This is a genomic window from Burkholderia sp. EMB26 (assembly GCF_024730645.1).
Taxonomy (GTDB): Bacteria; Pseudomonadota; Gammaproteobacteria; order Burkholderiales; family Burkholderiaceae; genus Burkholderia; species Burkholderia cenocepacia.
In genome coordinates this window covers 2,204,417-2,224,343 of record NZ_CP078070.1, presented here as the reverse complement: position 1 = coordinate 2,224,343, position 19,927 = coordinate 2,204,417, and the positions used below count along the sequence as shown (strand labels likewise).

At 67.9% G+C, this 19,927-nt stretch carries 22 protein-coding genes; 11 read left to right on the top strand and 11 right to left on the bottom strand.

The features are described 5' to 3' along the window. Positions 1-35: 35 nt before the first annotated feature. The 11 genes from KU887_RS10480 to KU887_RS10430 form a co-directional block, all read right to left on the bottom strand. Positions 36-485: an acetyltransferase gene (locus KU887_RS10480; protein ID WP_258250051.1), complete on the bottom strand. Its 450-nt coding sequence runs from the start codon at positions 483-485 to the stop codon at positions 36-38. Positions 486-581: 96 nt separating this feature from the next. Further along, positions 582-1,055 carry an NUDIX hydrolase gene (locus tag KU887_RS10475; protein WP_080403465.1) on the bottom strand — a complete coding sequence of 158 codons (474 nt, stop codon included), beginning with the start codon at positions 1,053-1,055 and terminating at the stop codon, positions 582-584. A 52-nt stretch (positions 1,056-1,107) separates the two neighbouring features. Further along, positions 1,108-1,992 carry an NAD(P)-dependent oxidoreductase gene (locus tag KU887_RS10470; RefSeq protein ID WP_034201592.1) on the bottom strand — a complete coding sequence of 295 codons (885 nt, stop codon included), beginning with the start codon at positions 1,990-1,992 and terminating at the stop codon, positions 1,108-1,110. Positions 1,993-2,098: 106 nt separating this feature from the next. After that, entirely contained in the window at positions 2,099-2,377 is a 279-nt protein-coding gene (locus KU887_RS10465) for a DUF971 domain-containing protein (RefSeq protein WP_080331624.1), read from the bottom strand. Beyond that, on the bottom strand, positions 2,374-3,369 hold the full coding sequence (locus KU887_RS10460) for a HEAT repeat domain-containing protein (protein WP_080331625.1): 996 nt from the start codon (positions 3,367-3,369) through the stop codon (positions 2,374-2,376). The genes KU887_RS10465 and KU887_RS10460 overlap by 4 nt, the downstream gene beginning before the upstream one ends. 37 nt (positions 3,370-3,406) lie before the next feature. Then, a complete protein-coding gene (locus KU887_RS10455; RefSeq protein ID WP_006490845.1) occupies positions 3,407-4,195 on the bottom strand; it encodes an ABC transporter ATP-binding protein in 789 nt (262 codons plus the stop codon). Further along, a complete protein-coding gene (locus KU887_RS10450; RefSeq protein WP_258250050.1) occupies positions 4,192-5,067 on the bottom strand; it encodes an ABC transporter permease in 876 nt (291 codons plus the stop codon). The genes KU887_RS10455 and KU887_RS10450 overlap by 4 nt, the downstream gene beginning before the upstream one ends. 44 nt (positions 5,068-5,111) lie before the next feature. Continuing rightward, entirely contained in the window at positions 5,112-6,536 is a 1,425-nt protein-coding gene (locus KU887_RS10445; protein WP_034201595.1) for an ABC transporter substrate-binding protein, read from the bottom strand. A 49-nt stretch (positions 6,537-6,585) separates the two neighbouring features. After that, a complete protein-coding gene (locus tag KU887_RS10440; RefSeq protein WP_006490846.1) occupies positions 6,586-6,831 on the bottom strand; it encodes a ferredoxin family protein in 246 nt (81 codons plus the stop codon). Between the two features lie 11 nt (positions 6,832-6,842). Continuing rightward, positions 6,843-8,582 carry a fumarate reductase/succinate dehydrogenase flavoprotein subunit gene (locus KU887_RS10435; protein ID WP_006490842.1) on the bottom strand — a complete coding sequence of 580 codons (1,740 nt, stop codon included), beginning with the start codon at positions 8,580-8,582 and terminating at the stop codon, positions 6,843-6,845. Continuing rightward, positions 8,579-9,349 (bottom strand): GntR family transcriptional regulator, encoded by a 771-nt coding sequence (locus KU887_RS10430; protein WP_006490849.1) that lies wholly within the window; start codon positions 9,347-9,349, stop codon positions 8,579-8,581. The genes KU887_RS10435 and KU887_RS10430 overlap by 4 nt, the downstream gene beginning before the upstream one ends. A gap of 316 nt (positions 9,350-9,665) precedes the next feature. Here KU887_RS10430 and KU887_RS10425 point away from each other — a divergent pair, with 316 nt between their 5' ends. The 11 genes from KU887_RS10425 to KU887_RS10375 all read left to right on the top strand — a co-directional run bounded on the left by KU887_RS10425 (position 9,666) and on the right by KU887_RS10375 (position 19,881). Continuing rightward, positions 9,666-10,883 carry an MFS transporter gene (locus KU887_RS10425; RefSeq protein WP_034201597.1) on the top strand — a complete coding sequence of 406 codons (1,218 nt, stop codon included), beginning with the start codon at positions 9,666-9,668 and terminating at the stop codon, positions 10,881-10,883. 300 nt (positions 10,884-11,183) lie between these two features. Continuing rightward, positions 11,184-11,585: a DnaJ family domain-containing protein gene (locus tag KU887_RS10420; protein WP_006490221.1), complete on the top strand. Its 402-nt coding sequence runs from the start codon at positions 11,184-11,186 to the stop codon at positions 11,583-11,585. Beyond that, on the top strand, positions 11,582-12,178 hold the full coding sequence (gene tadA / locus KU887_RS10415) for a tRNA adenosine(34) deaminase TadA (RefSeq protein ID WP_006490196.1): 597 nt from the start codon (positions 11,582-11,584) through the stop codon (positions 12,176-12,178). The genes KU887_RS10420 and tadA overlap by 4 nt, the downstream gene beginning before the upstream one ends. A 98-nt stretch (positions 12,179-12,276) precedes the next feature. Continuing rightward, the gene (ldcA, locus tag KU887_RS10410) at positions 12,277-13,215 is read left to right on the top strand and encodes a muramoyltetrapeptide carboxypeptidase (protein ID WP_006490211.1); all 939 of its coding nucleotides are present in this window, start codon (positions 12,277-12,279) and stop codon (positions 13,213-13,215) included. A gap of 308 nt (positions 13,216-13,523) precedes the next feature. Then, the gene (locus KU887_RS10405; RefSeq protein ID WP_258250049.1) at positions 13,524-14,228 is read left to right on the top strand and encodes a GntR family transcriptional regulator; all 705 of its coding nucleotides are present in this window, start codon (positions 13,524-13,526) and stop codon (positions 14,226-14,228) included. Positions 14,229-14,377: 149 nt separating this feature from the next. Beyond that, the gene (locus KU887_RS10400) at positions 14,378-15,862 is read left to right on the top strand and encodes an NCS1 family nucleobase:cation symporter-1 (RefSeq protein WP_006495585.1); all 1,485 of its coding nucleotides are present in this window, start codon (positions 14,378-14,380) and stop codon (positions 15,860-15,862) included. Between the two features lie 10 nt (positions 15,863-15,872). Continuing rightward, positions 15,873-16,664 (top strand): aspartate/glutamate racemase family protein, encoded by a 792-nt coding sequence (locus KU887_RS10395; protein ID WP_058901560.1) that lies wholly within the window; start codon positions 15,873-15,875, stop codon positions 16,662-16,664. A gap of 160 nt (positions 16,665-16,824) precedes the next feature. Beyond that, entirely contained in the window at positions 16,825-17,778 is a 954-nt protein-coding gene (gene puuE, locus KU887_RS10390; protein WP_006490231.1) for an allantoinase PuuE, read from the top strand. Next, positions 17,775-18,296 carry a 2-oxo-4-hydroxy-4-carboxy-5-ureidoimidazoline decarboxylase gene (gene uraD, locus KU887_RS10385; protein WP_006490235.1) on the top strand — a complete coding sequence of 174 codons (522 nt, stop codon included), beginning with the start codon at positions 17,775-17,777 and terminating at the stop codon, positions 18,294-18,296. The genes puuE and uraD overlap by 4 nt, the downstream gene beginning before the upstream one ends. A gap of 62 nt (positions 18,297-18,358) precedes the next feature. Continuing rightward, positions 18,359-19,372 carry an allantoicase gene (alc, locus tag KU887_RS10380; protein WP_006490198.1) on the top strand — a complete coding sequence of 338 codons (1,014 nt, stop codon included), beginning with the start codon at positions 18,359-18,361 and terminating at the stop codon, positions 19,370-19,372. Further along, positions 19,369-19,881: an ureidoglycolate lyase gene (locus KU887_RS10375; RefSeq protein WP_006495587.1), complete on the top strand. Its 513-nt coding sequence runs from the start codon at positions 19,369-19,371 to the stop codon at positions 19,879-19,881. Before alc ends, KU887_RS10375 begins: the two co-directional genes overlap by 4 nt. The last annotated feature ends 46 nt before the right edge of the window (positions 19,882-19,927 follow it).

Genomic DNA, 19,927 nt, shown 5'->3' with positions numbered 1-19,927 from the left:
TCGGTGCCGCGTTCCGTGCTCGCCCGGACTCCAGCTCAGTCCCGACCACCCCCGCGATAACGAAGATGAAGCAGCGGATAAGGCCGCCCCTGTCCATCGAGTTCCGATCGTCCGCAGCGCTCGAATCCGAGGCGCTCATAAAATCCCGCTGCCGCTTGGTTCTGTTCGTTGACGTCGGTCGACAGGTCGGGATGGCGCTTGAGCGCTTCTTCGACCAGCCGTCGCCCGACCCCCGCACCATGGTGGGCAGGATCGACGAACAGCGCTTCCATGTGGCCGCCGTCGAGCAGCATGAAACCGATCGGGCGATCGGTTTCGTCGACGGCCAGATCGAGCGGCGCGCCCGGCAGAAATGCGACGACTTCGGATTCGATCGCGCGACGGTCGTCGTCGCTCAGGAAGTGATGCGTGGCATCGACGGCGTTGCGCCAGATATCCAGCACGCATGTGCCGTCGGCCTCGGTGGATTGTCGAATTCTGATCATGGTTTGACGTGGGGTGATCCGGCGCTCGGCGGGTAGCGGGCGCCAGGATAGATCGAATGCGTCGCGCGCAGGTAGTGCGCCAGCGACGGCAGTGTGTCAGGCGGATGGTGGCCGCGCGTGGCCTAGCGCCGCAGCCCGCTCGATCGCTCGCCGCGCGACGTCGCGCACGCCGGCGCTCATCGGCAAATCGTCGCGGTCGAGTTCGTCGATGCCGAACCAGCGCGCGTCGAGCGCATCGTCGCCGGCGGCCGGCGTGCCGCGCAGCCATCTGCACAGCACGGCGACCATGACGAAATGCTGGCGCACGGCGCCGTGCGCATCGTAATCGAACGCGTCCAGCGCGGTAAAGGCGTCGAGCGCTTCCACGTCGACCGTCGTTTCTTCCGCGATTTCGCGCACGACCGCATCCGCGAACGGCTCGCCCGGCTCGATCTTGCCGCCGGGGAAGCCCCAGCAGCCTGCATCGGGTGGATTCGCGCGGCGCACGAGCAGCACGTCGCGTTCGCGCAGCACGATGCCGATCACCGCGGGAACGGGGCGCAAGGGCGTAGCGTTGCCGGTTGCGGACATGGTCGCGCCTACCTGTCGGTTCGAACGAACGCGGGTACTACGTGTACGCGGCTCATCGCACGTCCCCGGTACGCTGTTCGATCGCGCGGATCACGGCGACCATGTCGGCCGCGCCGTGTCCGGCCCGCTCGGTTTCGCCGTACAGTGCGTGGCAAATGTCGAGCAGCGGCGACGCGATGCCGATGCCGCGCGCGGATTCGGCGACGAGGCGCGCATTCTTCAGCACGTCGGTGATCGCGGCCTGCACCGAGAAATCTGCCGCGACGAGCTTGCCGAGCTTCACGCGCGACACGTCGCTCGCCATCGGGCCGGCATTCAGCACGTCGGCGAAGCGCGCGAGATCGATACCGTGGCGTTGCGCGAAGTGCGTGGCTTCGGTGAGACCGGTGACCATCGTGATCAGGAACAGGTTGACGGCGAGCTTCATCGTCAGCGCCGACGGTACGTCGCCGCACACGAAGCTGTCGCGGCACAGCGGCTTCACGAGCGCGCGGACGGCATCGACGTCGTCCGGCGCGCCGGCCAGCATCACGACGAGCTGACCGGCTTCGGCCGGCTTGCGCGAGCCCGATACGGGCGCCTCGACGTAGCGGCCGGACGCGGCGGCGATTTCGTCGGCGAGCGCGCGGGAATAGTCCGGCGCATTCGTGCCCATGTTGACGATCGTGTGCGCGCCGACCCGGGCGGCAAAAGCGCGCGTGCCGCGTGCGAGGGCGGCATCGATTGCCGCATCGTTCGCGAGCATCAGGATCACGGTGCGGCAGGATGCGAATACGTCGTCGATGTCGTCGGCCACGCGTGCGCCGGCGTCGCGCAGCGCATCGTCGCTGCCGTGCGAACGGCTCCACACGACGAGCGGCGTGCCGGCCCGCGCGAGATTGAGCGCCATCGGCGTGCCCATCACGCCAAGGCCGATGAATCCGACTGCGGTTTGCATGGTGCGGCTCCCACGGTAGGTGGCGACGATCGTGGGCGTCAGTATCGCAGCGTTTTCGCATGCCCGCCATCCGGCCCGCGCGAGCGCGCAAGCCGCGTCGTCGTCGCTACGCGAGGTCCGCCAGGTACGGCCACGGATAAATGCCGCGGGCATGGCCGTCGCCGAACAGGAAGCGGACACCGTAGCCGAGCGCTTCCACGCCGTCGAGCGTCAGGTCGGGCCGCGCGTCGACGTGGCCGCCGTCGAGCCGGATCTTTCGGCATTCCGCGCATGGGCAACCGCCGCGCAATTGCGCATAGTCGATACGTTGTGACGCGCCGTCGGACCAGCGCAGCGTCAGTGTGCGCGCCGGGTGATCGAGTGCGATTTCGATCGGCGCGATCATCGCGACGCCTCGTCGATCTGGCCGATCGCTATCCGCACGGCCTTGCGGACTTCGGGGTCGCGATCGTCGAGCGCAGCGCTCAGCGCGGGCAGCGTTGCACGGTGGCGCAGTTCGCCGAGCGCAAGCGCGGCTTCCTTGCGCAGGTTGCTGATCGCATGCGAGAGCAGCGCGACGACGGCCGGCGCCGCAGCCGCATCGCGCAATTGCCCGAGTGCGCGCGCGGCGCGCAGGCGCACCTGCCAGTAGTCGTCGTCGAGCGCGGCGACGAGCGGCTCGCGTGCGGTCGCGATGCGCAGCTTGCCGAGCGTAGTCGCCGCTTCCTCGCGCACCTGCCATTCGGCGTCACGCAGCGCCGCGAGCAACGCGGTGACGACGGCGGCGTCGCCCGGCGCCGCAAACCCAATTGCGCCGACCGCGGCGCGCCGCACGTCCGCATCGGCGTCCGTGGTCGCGATGCGGGCGAGCGGCGCCAGCGCGCGGCCGTCCTTGAGCCAGCCGAGCACGACGACCGCCTCGGCGCGTACGGCCGCGGTGCACGCGTCGAGCGCACGCAGCGCGGGCGCGAACGCGCCGGGGTCGCGCAACTCGCGCAAGCCGCGCAGCACGGCGCCGCGTACGAACGGCTCGGGCCGGTCGGCCCATCGGCACAGCACGGCGCCCGATGCCGCGTCCTTCAGTTCGGACAGGCTTTGCGCGGCCGTCGCGCGCACGCTGTCGTCCGGATCGAGCAGCGCGTGGCACAGCGCGTCGACGACATCGGGCTGCTCCCACGCGTCGAGCACGCGCGCGGCCTCGCTGCGCACGTCGGCGGACGGGTCGTCGCGCAGTGCCGCGACGAACGACGGCACGAGTTCGGGCGCCTCGAGATCGGCGAGTTCGAGCAGCGCGATGCGGCGCACCGATGCATCGCCTGCGGCGAGGCGCGCGACGAGCGCGGCATGATCGGCGGCCGGCACGCCGGGCAGCGGGAAAGCGGAAGAAGAAGCGGTCATGGAAAAAAGTCGGTACGGTGAATGGGCAGGCACGGGCTCAGGCGGCGTCGCGCAGCAGCGCGAGGCAGCGGCGCTTGATCTCGACGAACGCGGGCTCGGTCGTGCTGTCGTCGGTGCGGGGCCGCGCGAGCGGCACGCGGATGTCGGCGACGATGCGTGCGGGCCGCGGCGACAGCATCAGGATGCGGTCGCCGAGAAACAGCGCTTCCTCGATGTCGTGCGTGACGAACAGCACGGTCGTGCCGATGCGCGACCAGATATCGAGCAGCAGCGTCTGCATCATCCGGCGCGTCTGCGCGTCGAGCGCACCGAACGGTTCGTCCATCAGCAGCACGCGCGGCCGGTTGATCAGCACGCGGGCGATCTCGACGCGCTGCTGCATGCCGCCGGACAGCTGCGAAGGGTAGTGCGCGCCGAAGCCGCCGAGCCCGACGAGTTCGAGCAGCTCGGCCGCCTCGCGGCGGCGCTCGTGCGCGGGCACGCCCTTCATCTTCAGGCCGAACGCGACGTTGTCGATCACGCGCTTCCACGGAAACAACGTGTGCTGCTGGAACACGAGCCCGCGATCGGGATGCGGGCGGTCGACCGGTTCGCCATCGACGACGATCTCGCCGTGCGTGGCCGCGACGTGGCCGGCGAGCGCGCCGAGCAGCGTCGATTTTCCGCAGCCGGACGGCCCGAGCACGCAGACGAATTCGCCGGGCGCGATATCGACGTCGAGCGCATCGAGCGCCGCGAAGCGCGCATGAGGCGGGCCGAGTTCGATCGTCAGCGCACGCACGCCGACACGGCCGGGAGCGGGTGCGGTAATCTCGGCGGTGCTCATGACCGGCCTCCACGCGGCGCGTACCACGGCGTGAGCACCGCGCCGATCCGCTTGACGAGCAGGCTGCTGCCCATCCCGAGCAGGCCGATCAGCGCCATGCCGACCACGATGTCCGGGTAGTTCTGCAGCGTATAGGACTCCCATGTGAAATAGCCGATGCCGTACTGGCCCGCGATCATCTCGGCCGTGACCAGGCAGAACCACGCGGTGCCCATCCCGATCGACAGGCCGGTGAAGATCGACGGCGCGGCGCCGGGCAGGATCACTTCCGCATAGAGCGCGAGGCCACGCGTGCCGAGGCTGCGCGCGGTCGCGACGAGCCGCGGGTCGACGGCTTCGGCGCCGTGCACGGTATTGAGCAGGATCGGGAACAGCGCGCCGACGAACGTGATGAACATCATGCTCAGCTCGGACGATGGAAACATCAGGATCGCGAGCGGAATCCACGCGACGGCCGGAATCGGCCGCAGCATCTCGAGCGGCGGCAGCAGCGTGTCCTCGAGCGCGCGATAGCGGCCGATCGCGAGCCCGAGGCCGATGCCGGCGAACGCCGCCGCGACGAAGCCGGCCAGCACGCGCGTGATGCTCGCGAACAGATGCATCGGCAGCTTCGGCGATTGCAGGAACAAGGCCAGCGCGGGGCCCACGTCGGCCGGCGCGGGCACGTTCGCGAACGTGACGATGCCGAGCGACAGCCGCCAGTGGACGGCCGCCTGCCACAGCGCGATGCAGGCGGCGAGCGATGCGATGCGCCACGCGCGGCGGCGCATCGGTGTCGGGCGGCGGCGCGCGGCCGAATGCGGCGAGCGGGCGTCGGCGGCGCGCGGTGCGTCGGCGTGACGGCGTTTGACGAGGTCGAGGGTGGCAGCCATGCGGGAGTCCGGTGTCGACGAATGGAAAGAGAAGGGCGCGATGCTCAGCGCGCGGCGAGCGCCTGCGCGGTGACGGTCTTCGCGGCCGCGTAGTCGACCACCGCGCCCGATACCTGCTGCGCGTACGCATCGGCGCCCGACTTCAGCAGGAACGCGGTCAGCACGCCGTGTGCGTCTTTCACGTACCACGCCTGGTCGGCGAACAGCTTCAGGCCGCTGCCGTGGTCGTGCACGAACACCGCGCGCACCTTCGCGGACGGGCCGAGCTTGCCGAGCGCCGCAAAGGCGGCTGCGGGGCTGGCATAGTGACGCACGGCTTCGTCGCCGGCGAGCCAGACCTGCGCGACGTCGTTGAAATCGCGGATCGGCTTGCCGGTCGACGCATCGTTCGCGACGAGCGGCTGCTTGCCGTAGTGTTTCAGCGCCGCGTCGTAGTCGAGCCCGGACGCCTTGAACGCCGCGCGGATATAGCGATCGTCGACGAACGTCGCGGGGTCGGGCGCGGAGTCGGTCTTCTTCAGCAGCTTCAGCGTATCGATCGCCGTCGCGACCGCTTGCCGGTATTCGGGCTTCCACGTCAGGTCGCGGGTCTGGATGCCGAGCGGCCCGTGATACAGGTAGTCGACCGGCGCCTCGATGCCGGTGACTTTCTCGATCAGCAGGCTGTACTTTTCGGGATTCTGCGCGAGCAGGCGGTTCGCTTCGATCGCGGCGCGCAGATAGGCCACCACGATTTCCGGATAGCGCTGCGCGTAGTCCGCGTCAACGAGCGCGCCATGGAAAGTCGGCGCGTGGGTCTGCGCGCCATCGTAGACCTTGCGCGCGATGCCGCGGTACGGGAACAGGTCGGCGAACGGCACGAAGTCCGCATGCGCGTCGATCTTGTTCGCCTTCAGCGCGCTGCCGGCCACTTCCGGCGCCTGCGTGACGATGTTCACGTCGGTGTCGGGGTTCCAGCCCTGGGCCTTGATCGCGCGCAGCAGCATGCCGTGCGCGGTCGACGCGAACGGCACCGAGATCGTCTTGCCCTTCAGGTCGGCCAGCCCGCGCACCGTCGAATTCGTCGGCACGACGATCCCGTTGCCGCTGCCGTCGATGCTGCCGTCGAGCACCGTGATGAACACGCTCTTGCGGCCGGCCTTGCGAAACGCCGCGCCGTTCAGCGCGCCGGGGAAATCGGCCATCGCGCCGAAGTCGAGCTTGCCGGCGACCATCTCGTTGGTCAGCGGCGCGCCGGACGTGAAGTCCTTCCACTGCACGTCGTACTTCACGTCCTGGTACTTGCCGGTGCGCGGCAGGTACTTGTCGAGCAGATGCAGTTCGCGGATCAACAGGCCGCCGGTCGCGCAGTTGATCGTCGTGTCCTGCGTGCCGATCGCGACGCGGATCGTCTCCGCATGCGCGAAACCGGCGGTCGCGACCGCGAGCGACGCGGCGAGCAGGTGAAACATCCGTAGCGTGGTGTTCATGTGTCGTGAGTCCGGTAGGGGGAAGCGGGGCGCGGGTCGGCGCGCCGTGTCAGCGCAGCAGGTAAGGGATGTCGACCTTGACCGCGCCGGTCGGGCAGTCGCGTTCGCACGGCATGCAGTACCAGCATTCGTCGAACTGCATATAGGCCTTGCCCTTGGTGACGTCGATCGCGAGCAGGTCGAGCGGACACACGTCGACGCACACGGTGCAGCCCTTGTCGGCGATGCACAGCGACTCGTCGATCGTCACGGGCGCGCTGCTGCGCTGGAAGATGTCGTGCGGGGTATGGGGCATGGCAAGGTTCCTCAAAGGGCGGCCGCGAGCGGGGCCGGTTCGCGGATGCGCAACTGCGCATAGGCGCCGCGTTCGTCGTCGGCGAGCGGCACGACGTACGGTTCGACCGGCCGCTTCTCGCTGCGCATCGCGCCCGCGGCGTCCTTGCGCAGCCACGTGTGGCAGAACCATTCGGCATCGTTGCGGTGCGGAAAATCGACGCGGTGGTGGTACAGCCCCCAGCGGCTTTCGGTGCGGAACAACGACGCGCGTGCGGCCATTTCCGCGCAGTCGCGGATCGCGCGCACTTCGGCCGCGCGCATCAGTTCGTGCGGGTTGTCGGCCTTTATTTCTTCGATATCCTCAATAATTCCGTCAAAACGTTGCAGCCCGATTTCCATCTTGCGCGTCACCTTCGGCGGTTGCAGGTAGTCGTTCACCATGCGGCGCAGCTTGTACTCGACCTGCGCCGGCGCCAGCCCGCGCTCGCGCAGCAGCGGCGCGAGCACGCGGGTGCGCTCGGCATCGACCTGTTGGTCGTCCACCGGCGCGTGGTCGCGGCCGGCCACGTCATCGGCCGCGTTTTGTCCGGCGAACCAGCCGTACGTGAATGCGCCGAGCATGTAGTTGTGCGGGACGGCCGCCATGTCGCCGGCTGCGTACAACCCCGGCACGGTCGTCTCCGCGCGTGCGTTCACGTACACGCCCGATGCGCTGTGGCCGCTGCAGAAGCCGATTTCGGAGATGTGCATCTCGACCATCTGGCTGCGGTAGTCGGTGCCGCGCCCGGCATGGAAGCGTCCACGGCTCGGCCGTTCGTTGGTATGCAGGATCTGCTCGATGGTTTGGATCGTTTCTTCCGCGAGATGGTCGAGCTTCAGGAACACGGGGCCGTTGCCGCTCTGCAGTTCCTGGTAGAACTCCCACATCATCTGGCCGCTCCAGTAGTCGCATTCGATGAAGCGCTCGCCCTTGCCATTCGCGGTGAAGCCGCCGAGCGGGCCGGTCACGTACGCGCAGGCCGGGCCGTTGTAATCCTTGATCAGCGGATTGATCTGGAAGCATTCGAGGTTCGCGAGCGCGGCGCCCGCGTGATAGGCCATCGCATAGCCGTCGCCCGCGTTGGTCGGGTTCTCGTACGTGCCCATCAGGTAGCCCGATGCCGGCAGGCCGAGGCGGCCGGCCGCGCCGCAGCAGAGGATCACCGCCTTCGCGCGGATCACGTGGAAGTCGGCGGTGCGGCAGTCGAAGCCGAGCACGCCGCTCGCGCGGCCCTGCGCGTCGGTCAGCACGCGCGTCGCGACGATCCGGTTCGTGATCGCGATGCGGGCGCGCTTCAGTTGCCGGTACAGCACCTTCTTGATGTCGTGGCCTTCCGGCATCGGCAGCACGTACGAGCCCATGTGGTGAACCTTCTTCACCGCGTAATCGCCGGTGCCGTCCTTCTCGAACTTCACGCCCCAGCGGTCGAGCTGCTCGATCGTCGTGAAGCTGTGCGTCGCGTATGCGTACACGGCCTCTTGATCGACGATCCCGTCGTTGGCGATCGTGATCTCGCGCGTGTATTGCTCGGGCGTCGCATGACCGGGAATCACCGCGTTGTTCAGGCCGTCCATCCCCATCGAGATCGCGCCGCTGCGTTTCACGTTGGCCTTCTCGAGCAGCAGCACGCGCAGCGACGGATCGCGCTCCTTCGCCTTGATGGCCGCCATCGGGCCGGCCGTGCCGCCGCCGACCACGACGATGTCGTATTCATGCACATGGGTATTCATCGCGGGTTCCTTGCAGGTTTGCGCGCCTTCTGCCGGTCGACGCGCAACCGGTACTGGAAGGCGTCGCCGCGGAAGTAGAGGTATTCGTAGTCGATCGGCGCGCCCGACGCGTCGTGCGTGAGGCGCTCGATGCGCAGCACGGGGCTGCTTTCCTCGACGTGCAGCGCGTCGACGATTTCGTCGTCCGCGAGGATCGCGTCGATCGACACGTCGGCATGGCCGAGCGGGATGCCGCAGTCGTTCTCCAGGATCAGGAAGATGTCGCGGGTCGCGAGATCGGCGCCGGCGAGGCGCTTGCCGAGCGCTTCCGGCACCCAGGTCTGTTCGAGCGACACGGGTTCGCGGTTCAGCAGCCGCACGCGATGGATCTCGACGAGCGGCGCGCCTTCGGGCACGTTCAGCTTCGTCGCGAGATGGCGATCGGCCTTCACCGTGCGCAGGCTGCGCAACTGGTTGACGATCTCGTAACCCATCGACGACATCGCCTCGGCGAACCCCTGCAGCGACGTCACGTTCTGGAACGCCTTCGGCTTCGACACGAACGTGCCCTTGCCGTGCAGCTTGAACAGCAGGCCTTCCTTCTGCAGGTCGCCGAGCGCCTGGCGCACCGTGATGCGGCTGACGTCGAACATCGCGCAGAGCTCGTGCTCGGACGGCATCCGGCTGTGCGGCGCGTAGGTGCCGTCGAGGATGCGCGCGCGCAGCGTGTCCTTGATCTGCACGTAGAGCGGGGCCGCGGACAGCGGCACGACGTTGGGTGGGGGCATCGGTCAACTTGTTATGACAAGATGGGACGAGTGTAGCCAGCGCGATGGCGCGCCCCAACCAACTATTTGTGATTTCGAATTTCCGGTTGCGGAAAAGCGGGGCGGCAGGCGGCGCGGCGAGCGGGTGATCCGGCCCTTGCGAGCCGTGCGCAATCGTCGACAATAAAAAAGCGCGGTTTCGTGCGCCGCGCGTGTCGATTTCCCGCTGCGTCGCCCGTCGTATCGATATCGACCGGGCAGTGCGCCGCGCCAGGCGGCCGCCACCCGGCTTCCGCGATTGGCGCAACGAACGAGGAGAGACCCCATGACACGCCACATGCCGGATTCCCGATACCGCTGGGTGATCGTCGCCGCGGGCGGCCTGATGGGCTGCGTCGCGATCGGCGCGATGTTTTCGTTACCGGTGTTCCTGCGATCCATTGCGCGCGATACGGGCTGGTCGATGACCGGTATTTCCGCCGCGATGACGCTCGGTTTCATCGCGATGGCGTTTGCGAGCATGGCGTGGGGCAGCCTGTCGGACCGCGTCGGCACGCGGCCGGTCGTGATCGCGGGCGCCGTGCTGCTGTCGGCGAGCCTGGCGCTGGCGAGCCGCGCGCCGTCGTTGCTCGTGTTCCAGTTGACCTTCGGCCTGGCCGTCGGCAGCGCGACGGCCGCGATATTCGCGCCGATGATGGCGTGCGTGACCGGCTGGTTCGACACGCACCGCAGCCTCGCGGTGTCGCTGGTGTCGGCCGGCATGGGGATGGCGCCGATGACGATGGCGCCGCTCGCCGCCTGGCTCGTGTCGGTGCGCGACTGGCGCACGTCGATGCTGCTGATTGCCGCGCTGGCGGCCGCCGTGATGATTCCGGTGTCGCTGCTGGTGCGCCGGGCGCCCGCGCTCGACGCGGCCCCCGCGCACGCGGCGCCTGCGGCCGGCGGCGCGCCCGCCGCGATGTCGGTCGCGGATGCGTTGCGCTCGCCGCAGTTCATGGTGCTGCTGCTGACCAATTTCTTCTGCTGCGCGACGCATTCCGGCCCGATCTTCCATACGGTCAGCTACGCGGTGACCTGCGGGATTCCGCTGATCGTCGCGGTGTCGATCTACAGCGTCGAAGGGCTGGCGGGGATGGGCGGCCGGATCGCGTTCGGGCTGCTCGGCGATCGCCTCGGCGCGAAGCGCATGCTGGTGGCGGGGCTGCTCGCGCAGGCGCTCGGCGCGCTCGGCTACTACTTCGTGCGCACGCTCGACGGCTTCTACGCGGTCGCGACGCTGTTCGGCTTCATCTATGCGGGCGTGATGCCGCTGTATTCGGTGCTCGCGCGCGAGAATTTCCCGCTGCGGATGATGGGCACCGTGATCGGCGGCTGCGCGATGGCGGGCAGCCTCGGGATGGCCACGGGCCCGGTCGCGGGCGGGCTGATCGTCGATGCGTTCGGCAGCTACGGCTGGCTGTACCTCGGGTCGTTCGCGATCGGGATCGGCGCGTTCCTGATCGCGACGATGTTCCGCCCGTTCGCGAAAGCGCGGCCGGAAACGGTGACTGCGTAATCGGGCCATGCCATCGGATGCGACGGCGGAAGTGGCGGCGGCGGGTGTTTTCGCCGGGTCGACAGGGGCCGATCGTCTCGTCGCGAATTAAAAAATGGGTCCGGGCAGCGCATGCGTTTGGAAGCGTGCGAACGGCGCTCAGCCTGCTGCGGCGCAGCAGAGCGGCAACTGACGGCGATCGGCGCGCATGCGCAGCGATTCGGCCCCTAAAAAACGCAATATCGAGCATATATTCGAAGGGCCTGTCATACCGGCGTCACCCTGCTAGAATTCGGCCTGCCGCATTGTTCCGATTGACTGATGAGATTGCTTGACGCCCTGGTCGAACAACGTATTGCCGCCGCCGCCGCGCGGGGCGAGTTCGACGATTTGCCGGGTACCGGCGCGCCGCAGGCGCTGGATGACGACCTGCTCGTGCCCGAGGAGGTGCGGGTGGCCAACCGTATCCTGAAGAACGCGGGCTTCGTGCCGCCGGCCGTCGAGCAACTGCGCGCGCTGCGCAATCTGCACGACGAAGTGCAGGCGGTCAGCGACCGTGCCGCGCGTTGCCGGCTGCAGGCGAAGATCCTCGCGCTCGACATGGCGCTGGAATCGCTGCGCGGCGGCCCGATGGTGATGCCGCGCGACTACTGCCGGCGCATCGCGGAACGCCTGTGCGAGCGCGGGCTCGACGACGCGTCCGCCGAAGCGGGGACGATGTGACGTCCGACGCGCTGCACGACGCAGCCCGCGCGGCAGCCGCCCCGGCCGCTGAACCCGTCGCCGATTCTCCCGTTCACGAAGCCGCGCCCATCTCGGCGCGCGACCTCCATTTCATGCGTCTTGCGCAAGCCGCCGCCGAAGAGGCGCGTGCGGCGGGCGAAGTGCCGGTCGGCGCGGTGCTCGTGCGCGGCGACGAAGTGATCGCACGCGGCTTCAATCATCCGATCGGCGGGCACGACCCGTCCGCGCATGCCGAAATGGCCGCGCTGCGCATGGCCGCGCAGCAGTTGCAGAATTACCGGATGCCGGGCTGCGAGCTGTACGTGACGCTCGAGCCATGCCTGATGTGCGCCGGCGCGATCATGCACGCCCGCATCGCGCGGGTCGTCTATGGCGCGGCCGACCCGAAGACGGGCGCGTGCGGCAGCGTGATCGACGCATTCGCGAATCCGCAGCTGAACCACCACACCGAAGTGACGGGCGGCGTGCTCGCCGACGAATGCGGCGCCGCGCTGAAGTCGTTCTTCGCCGAGCGCCGTCGCGCGTTGCGCGAGGCACGGCTCGCCCGCGACGCCGAATCCGGCGCGTCATAGACGCCGCCGCGCCCGTCGTTCCGGGCGCGCACGGTTTCCGTGAACCGGACCCGGTTCGGACCCTCTAAGCAGGTTTGACGATCCCGATACCTTTCGCCATGTCCTTCCAGCCCGCCGCGTCCTACACCATCCGCCTGCTGGCGCCGTCCGGCTATCCGCACGACCCCGACGCGATCAACCGCGCGCTCGAGCGCCTCAGCACCGCGCAGCAGCGCATCGAGAACATCGAGGCGACGCAGCGGCGCTTCCAGCGCTTCGGCGGCACCGACGGCGAGCGCGCAGGCGACCTGAACCGCCTCGCGGATCCCGAGCGGCCGCTGCCGGACATCGCGCTCGCGGTGCGCGGCGGCTACGGCGCCGCACGCATCCTGCATGGGCTCGACTATCGCGGCCTCGAGCGCCGGCTGCGCGACCAGCCGGTCGCGCTCGTCGGTCACAGCGACTTCACGGCGATCCAGCTGGCGCTGTATGCGAAGGCGCGCATCAAGACGTTCGGCGGCCCGATGCTGTCGGCCGACTTCGGCGCCGAAACGCCGAGCGACTTCACGATGCGGCATTTCTGGCAGACGCTGACGCAGCCGAGCACGACGATCGTCGCCGACGCACCGCAGGTGCAGGCGGTGAACGTGACCGGCACGCTGTGGGGCGGCAACCTGGCGATCCTCACGTCGCTGGTCGGCACGCCGTACATGCCCGACATCGAGGGCGGCATCCTGTTCATCGAGGACGTCAACGAGCAGCCGTTCCGGATCGAGCGGATGATCTATCAGCTGCATCTGTCGGGGCTGCTCGCACGCCAGCAGGCGCTCGTGCTCGGCCAGTTCACCGGCGCGCGGCCGTTCGAGTACGACAACGGCTACGACATGCAGGCGATGATCGACCAGGTGCGCGCGGTGGTCGGGATTCCGGTCGTCACGGGGCTCCAGTTCGGCCACGTGCCCGACCTGCTGACGCTGCCGTTCGGCGCGCAGGCGCAACTGGTCGCGAATGCGCACGGGTTCCGGCTCACGGTGTCGGACTATCCGCATCTCGGCTGATGCCGGCGCGATCGATCGAAAGGCGGGTTTTCCCGCCTTTTTCTTCATGTAAACGCGCAACTAACGGTCCATATTTTTCGTCGACGTCCACGCGACTTTCGCCCGTCTGTGCACCATTTTTGTCAACAAAATGGCCGGAAGGGTATACGACGAGAAGGGCCTCCGCATTGCCTGTCAGGCTTGTCGTGCATGGAATTCGTGCGCACTGCACCGAATGGAGACATGCCGGCGCACGCCGATTGTGCGGAATCCTGCAAAAGAATTGTTGACAATCTTTATGTCCGCCCTAGGATGAGGACCATCACACGATGCAGATCATGAACGAGCCCGATTCCTCTCCGTCCGGTGCAGCCGGTCCCGAAGCGATCGCCGAGCGCATCCGCACGGCGATCCTCGAGCATCGGCTCGCGCCCGGCGCGAAGCTGACGGAGGCGCAGCTCTGCGACGTGTTCGGTGTGAAGCGCGGGACGATCCGCCAGGCGCTCGCGCAGCTCGCGACCGACAAGCTGGTCGACCTCGAGCCGAACCGCGGGGCGTTCGTCGCGAGCCCGACGCTGCAGGACGTGCACGAAGTGTTCGAGATGCGCCGGATCATCGAGCTGGCCGTGGTCGAGCGGCTCGCCACCGGCCCCGGTGCCAGGCGCTTGAAGGGCGTCGCCGCGCTGATCGACAAGGAGCGCAAGGCGTTCGAGCGGCACGACTTCGCCGCGTGGATCCGGCTGTCGGGTGAATTCCATACGGCGCTCGCGACGCTGATGGGCAATGCGACGCTCAGCGAGTGCCTCGAAGGGCTCGTCGCACGCTCGACGCTGATGTCGGCGCTGTACGAATCGCACGGGCGCAGCCCATGCTCGTGCGACGACCACGACGAAATCCTCGCCGCGCTGGAGGCGGGCGATCCGATGCAGGCGGTGACGCTGATGGCGCGCCACCTGCAGCATGTCGAACTGAAGATGCTGGACCGGCCCGCGCAAGGGCAGGTCGATTTGCGCGAAGTGTTCGGCGGCGCCTGAGCGGCGACGCGAACCCGGCCGCGCGCCACAGAACGAGCGAAATGCGGGCCCGCGGTGTTTGCCGCGGGCCGCTGGTCCGACTCCGGGCGACGATCCGGAGCGATATCGATGACGGTGGAGCGGCCTTCCGGCCGCGTCAAGGAGAAGTCATGGCTCAGTTCAGTGTGGCGCACGACAGCGCCTATCCGGCGGAAGAAGGCGGCGAGGGCGGCGGTCCGGCGTTGCCGGATGGTTACAGCGAACGTCTGTACAACGAAGATTTGGCACCCCTTAAAAATCAGACATGGGGCTCGTACAACATCTTCGCGTTCTGGATGTCGGACGTGCACAGCGTCGGCGGCTACGTGTTCGCGGGCAGCCTGTTCGCGCTCGGGCTGACGAGCTGGCAGGTGCTGATCGCGCTGATCGTCGGCATCGGCCTCGTGAACGCGCTGTGCAACCTGATCGCGCGGCCGAGCCAGCAGATCGGCGTGCCGTATCCGGTCGCGTGCCGCGCGACGTTCGGCGTGCTCGGCGCGAACGTGCCGGCCGTGATCCGCGGGCTGATCGCGATCGCGTGGTACGGCATCCAGACTTATCTTGCGTCGAGCGCGCTCGTGATCGTCGTGCTGAAATTCTTCCCGCAATGGCTGCCGTATGCGGACGTCCATCGCTACGGCTTCCTCGGGCTGTCGGCGGTCGGCTGGGCCGGCTTCATGCTGTTGTGGGTGCTCCAGGCGTTCGTGTTCTGGAACGGGATGGAGACGATCAAGAAGTTCATCGACTTCGCGGGCCCGGCCGTCTACGTCGTGATGTTCATCCTCGCCGGCTACATGGTGTGGCGCGCGGGCTGGCGCAACATCGGCATCAACCTCGGCGGCGTCAAGTATCACGGCGCGGAAGTGATTCCGGTGATGATTACCGCCGTGTCGCTCGTCGTGTCGTACTTCTCCGGGCCGATGCTGAACTTCGGCGATTTCTCGCGCTACTGCCGCTCGTTCGGCGAAGTGAAGCGCGGCAATTTCTGGGGGCTGCCGGTCAACTTCCTCGCGTTCTCGCTGGTCACGGTGATCACGACGGCCGCGACGCTGCCGGTGTTCGGCGAACTGATCACCGACCCGGTCGAGACGGTCGGCCGCATCGACCATCCGACCGCGGTGATCCTCGGCGCGCTGACGTTCACGATCGCGACGATCGGCATCAACATCGTCGCGAACTTCGTGTCGCCCGCGTTCGATTTCTCGAACGTCGCACCGCGCCTGATCAGCTGGCGCGCGGGCGGGATGCTCGCGGCCGTCGCGTCGATCTTCATCACGCCGTGGAACCTGTTCAACAACCCGGCCGTGATCCACTACACGCTCGACGTGCTCGGCGCGTTCATCGGCCCGCTGTACGGCGTGCTGATCGCCGACTTCTACCTCGTCAAGCGCGGCCGCCTCGTGCGCGACGACCTGTACACGATGTCGGAAAGCGGCAGCTACTGGTACACGGGCGGCGTGAACCGCCGCGCGCTCGCCGCGCTGTTGCCGGCCGCGGTGATCGCGGTGGCCTGCGTGATGGTGCCGGGCTGGCAGGGTGTCGCGAATTTCTCGTGGTTCATCGGCGCGGGGCTCGGCTTCGTGTTCTACCGGCTGCTCGCGAGCGCGAAGGCGTAAGGAGCGTGCGATGAAGATCCGACTGATCAATCCGAACACGACGCAGCGGATGACCGACGCGATGGGCCGCTGCGCGCGCGAGGTCGCGGCCGCCGGCACGGAGATCGTCGCCGTGAGCCCGCCGATGGGGCCGCCGTCGATCGAAGGATATTACGACGAGGCGCTCGCGACGCCGGGCCTCCTCGCGGAGATCGCGCAGGGCGAGCGCGACGGCTGCGACGCATACGTGATCGCGTGTTTCGGCGATCCGGGCCTGTACGCCGCGCGCGAGCTCGCGCGCGGGCCGGTGATCGGCATCGCCGAGGCCGCGATGCATGCGGCGAGCGTGCTCGCGCCGGGCTTCTCGGTCGTCACGACGCTCGCGCGCACCTGCGGGATGGCGTGGCACCTCGCGGAGCGCTACGGGATGAAGCGGTTCTGCCGCAACGTGCGCGCGACCGACGTCGCGGTGCTCGAACTCGACCGGCCCGGCTCGGCCGCGCGCCGGATCATCGTCGACGAATGCCGGCGCGCGCTCGACGAGGACGGCGCCGACGCGATCGTGCTCGGCTGCGCGGGGATGGCCGAATTCGCGCACGAGGTCGAGCAGCAGATCGGCGCGCCGGTGGTCGAGGGCGTCACGGCGGCCGTGAAGTGGGCCGAGGCGCTGGTCGCGCTGCGCCTCGCGACCGCGAAACGCGGCGACTACGCGCGGCCGCTGCCGAAGCGCTACGACGGCGCGTTCGCCCGCTTCAGCCCGTCGGACGGGGATGCGGCGGAACCGGTCCCGAATTTGCCGCAACCGCACATACACACCGTCTGACACGCACTATCTGCGCCGCTGTATGGGCGCGTATGAACCTTTTCGCTACACTGGGCCGTCATCGCATCGGCTTGTGCGGCCGGCCTCCGGCACCGCGCGGTCGATGCGAACCCATTATTTCAGCCCGCTCATTCAGCCCGTTTTCGTTGCACTTCGAACCATGTCACTCGATCCCAACTATCCTCGCGACCTGATCGGCTACGGCCGCCATCCCGTTCAGGCGAACTGGCCGGGGCGCGCCCGCGTCGCCGTGCAATTCGTGCTGAACTACGAGGAGGGCGGCGAGAACTGCGTGCTGCACGGCGATCCGGGCTCCGAGCAGTTCCTGTCCGAAATCGTCGGCGCGGCCGCGTATCCGGACCGCCACATGAGCATGGAGTCGATCTACGAATACGGGTCGCGGGCCGGCGTGTGGCGCATCCTGCGCGAATTCGAGAAGCGCGGGTTGCCGCTGACGGTATTCGGCGTCGGCATGGCGATCGAGCGGCATCCGGAACTCGCGCGCGCCTTCGTCGAGCTCGGCCATGAGATCGCATGCCACGGCTGGCGCTGGATCCACTACCAGAGCATGGCGCCGGAGCTCGAAGCCGAGCACATGCGCCTCGGCATGGAGGCGATCGAGCGCGTGACGGGCGAGCGCCCGCTCGGCTGGTATACCGGCCGCGACAGCCCCAATACGCACCGCCTGGTCGCCGAATACGGCGGCTTCCTGTACGACTCCGACAACTACGGCGACGACCTGCCGTTCTGGATGGACGTCGAAGTGTCGGGCGGCCGCACGTCGCCGCAGCTGATCGTGCCGTACACGCTCGACACGAACGACATGCGTTTCGCGACGCCGCAGGGCTTCAACACCGGCGACCACTTCTTCGACTACCTGCGCGACGCATTCGACGTGCTGTACGCGGAAGGCGACGAGGCGCCGAAGATGCTGTCGATCGGCATGCACTGCCGACTGCTCGGCCGGCCGGGCCGGTTCCGCGGGCTGCAGCGTTTCCTCGATCACATCGAGAAGCACGATCGCGTATGGGTGACGCGCCGTGTCGATATCGCGCGTCACTGGCGTGAACATCATCCGTATCAGCCCAATCATCGAAACGAAGGGAAAGCATGAAGGCGATGCGCTACACGTTGGAGCAACTGAACACGATGGCGCCGAGCGCATTTGTCGCGGCGCTGTCGGGGATTTTCGAACATTCGCCGTGGGTGGCCGAAGTCGCCGCGGGCGAGCGGCCGTTCGCGAGCATCGACGCGCTGCACAAGACGATGTCGGGCGCGGTGGAAAACGGCGGCGAAGTGCGCCAGCTCGCGCTGATCAACGCTCACCCGGAGCTGGCCGGCAAGGCCGCCGTGCGCGGCGAGCTGACGGCCGAGTCGACCCGCGAACAGAGCGGCGCAGGCCTCGACCAGTGCACGCAGGAAGAATTCGACAAGCTGCTGACGCTGAACCGCACGTATCGCGAGAAGTTCGGCTTCCCGTTCATCCTCGCGGTGCGCGGTTATGATCGCCACGGCATCATCGCGAACTTCGAGTCGCGCGTGAATCATTCGCGCACCGAGGAACTGCGCACGAGCCTCGACCAGATCTACCGGATCGCGCGCTTCCGCCTCGACGACCTGATCGACGCCTGACACCGCAATACGGCCTGCTGCGTCGCAGCGGCCTGATCGCCTCACTGAAACAAGGAAACATCATGGCTGTTCCGCTTCTCGATCCGAACGCACCCGATTTCACGCGGCGCTACGTGAATCTTGCCGACCCGCGTCTCGGTGCGCAGGCGCTCGAGGCCAGCGACGACTTCTTCGCGCCGAAGGACCGGATGCTGAACCCCGAGCCGGCCGTCTTCATTCCCGGCAAGTACGACGACCACGGCAAGTGGATGGACGGTTGGGAAACGCGCCGCAAGCGTACGACCGGCTACGACTGGTGCATCGTCAAGCTCGCGCGCCCGGGCGTGATCAAGGGCTTCGACATCGACACGAGCCATTTCACCGGCAACTTCCCGCCGGCCGCGTCGATCGAGGCCGCGTTCGTGGCCGACGGCGCGCCGACGCATGCGACCGAGTGGGTCGAGATCGTGCCGTCGACGACGCTGCAGGGCAACAGCCATCACTACGTCGAAGCGCACGACGCACGGGCGTTCACGCATCTGCGCGTAAACATCTACCCGGACGGCGGCATCGCGCGCCTGCGCGTGTACGGCCAGCCGCAGCTCGACTGGGCCGGCGCGAGCGCGACCGAGCAGTTCGACCTCGCGGCGATGGAAAACGGCGGTTACGTGGTGGCCGCGAACAACCAGCACTTCGGCGTCGCGTCGAACCTGCTGCTGCCGGGCCGCGGCGTGAACATGGGCGACGGCTGGGAAACCCGCCGCCGCCGCGAGCCGGGCAACGACTGGGCGATCATCGCGCTCGCGCAGCCGGGCGTGATCCGCAAGATCGAAGTCGATACCGCGTTCTTCAAGGGCAACTATCCGGATCGCTGCTCGATCCAGGCCGCGTACGTGTCGGGCGGCACGGACAGCTCGCTGATCACGCAGTCGATGTTCTGGCCGGTGCTGCTCGGCGAACAGAAGCTGCAGATGGACAAGCAGCACTACTTCGAACAGGACATCGCGTCGCTCGGCCCCGTCACGCACGTGCGACTGAACATCATTCCGGACGGCGGCGTGTCGCGCCTGCGTCTGTGGGGGACGCTCGACAAATGAAGACGCTTGCCATCGAACCGCTGACCAAGGAAGCCTTCGCGCCGTTCGGCGACGTGATCGAAACGGAAGGGGCGAAGCAGATCCCGATCAACCTCGGCACGACGATCCGCTTTCACGATCTCGCGAAAGTCGACGTGACCGATGAAGGCGGCCGCACGCTCGTCAACCTGTTCCGCGGCCAGCCGCGCACGCTGCCGTTCGAAGTGAAGATGCTGGAGCGGCACCCGCTCGGCAGCCAGGCGTTCGTGCCGCTGAACGACCAGCCGTATCTCGTCGTCGTCGCGCCCGCGGGCGATCTCGACCCGGCGAAGATCCGTGCGTTCGTGACGAGCGGCTGGCAGGGCGTCAACTACGCGAAGGGCGTGTGGCATCACCCGCTGATCGCGCTCGGCGGCGTCAGCGACTTCATCGTCGTCGATCGCGGCGGTGACGGCCTGAACCTGAACGAGCAGGATCTGCCGGAATCGCTGTGGCTCACCGAGGATGCACTGGATGCGGTGACGGCCTGAGTCAGGCCGATCCGATCGTCCTCCCGTCGAAACCCGCGCGGCCTGC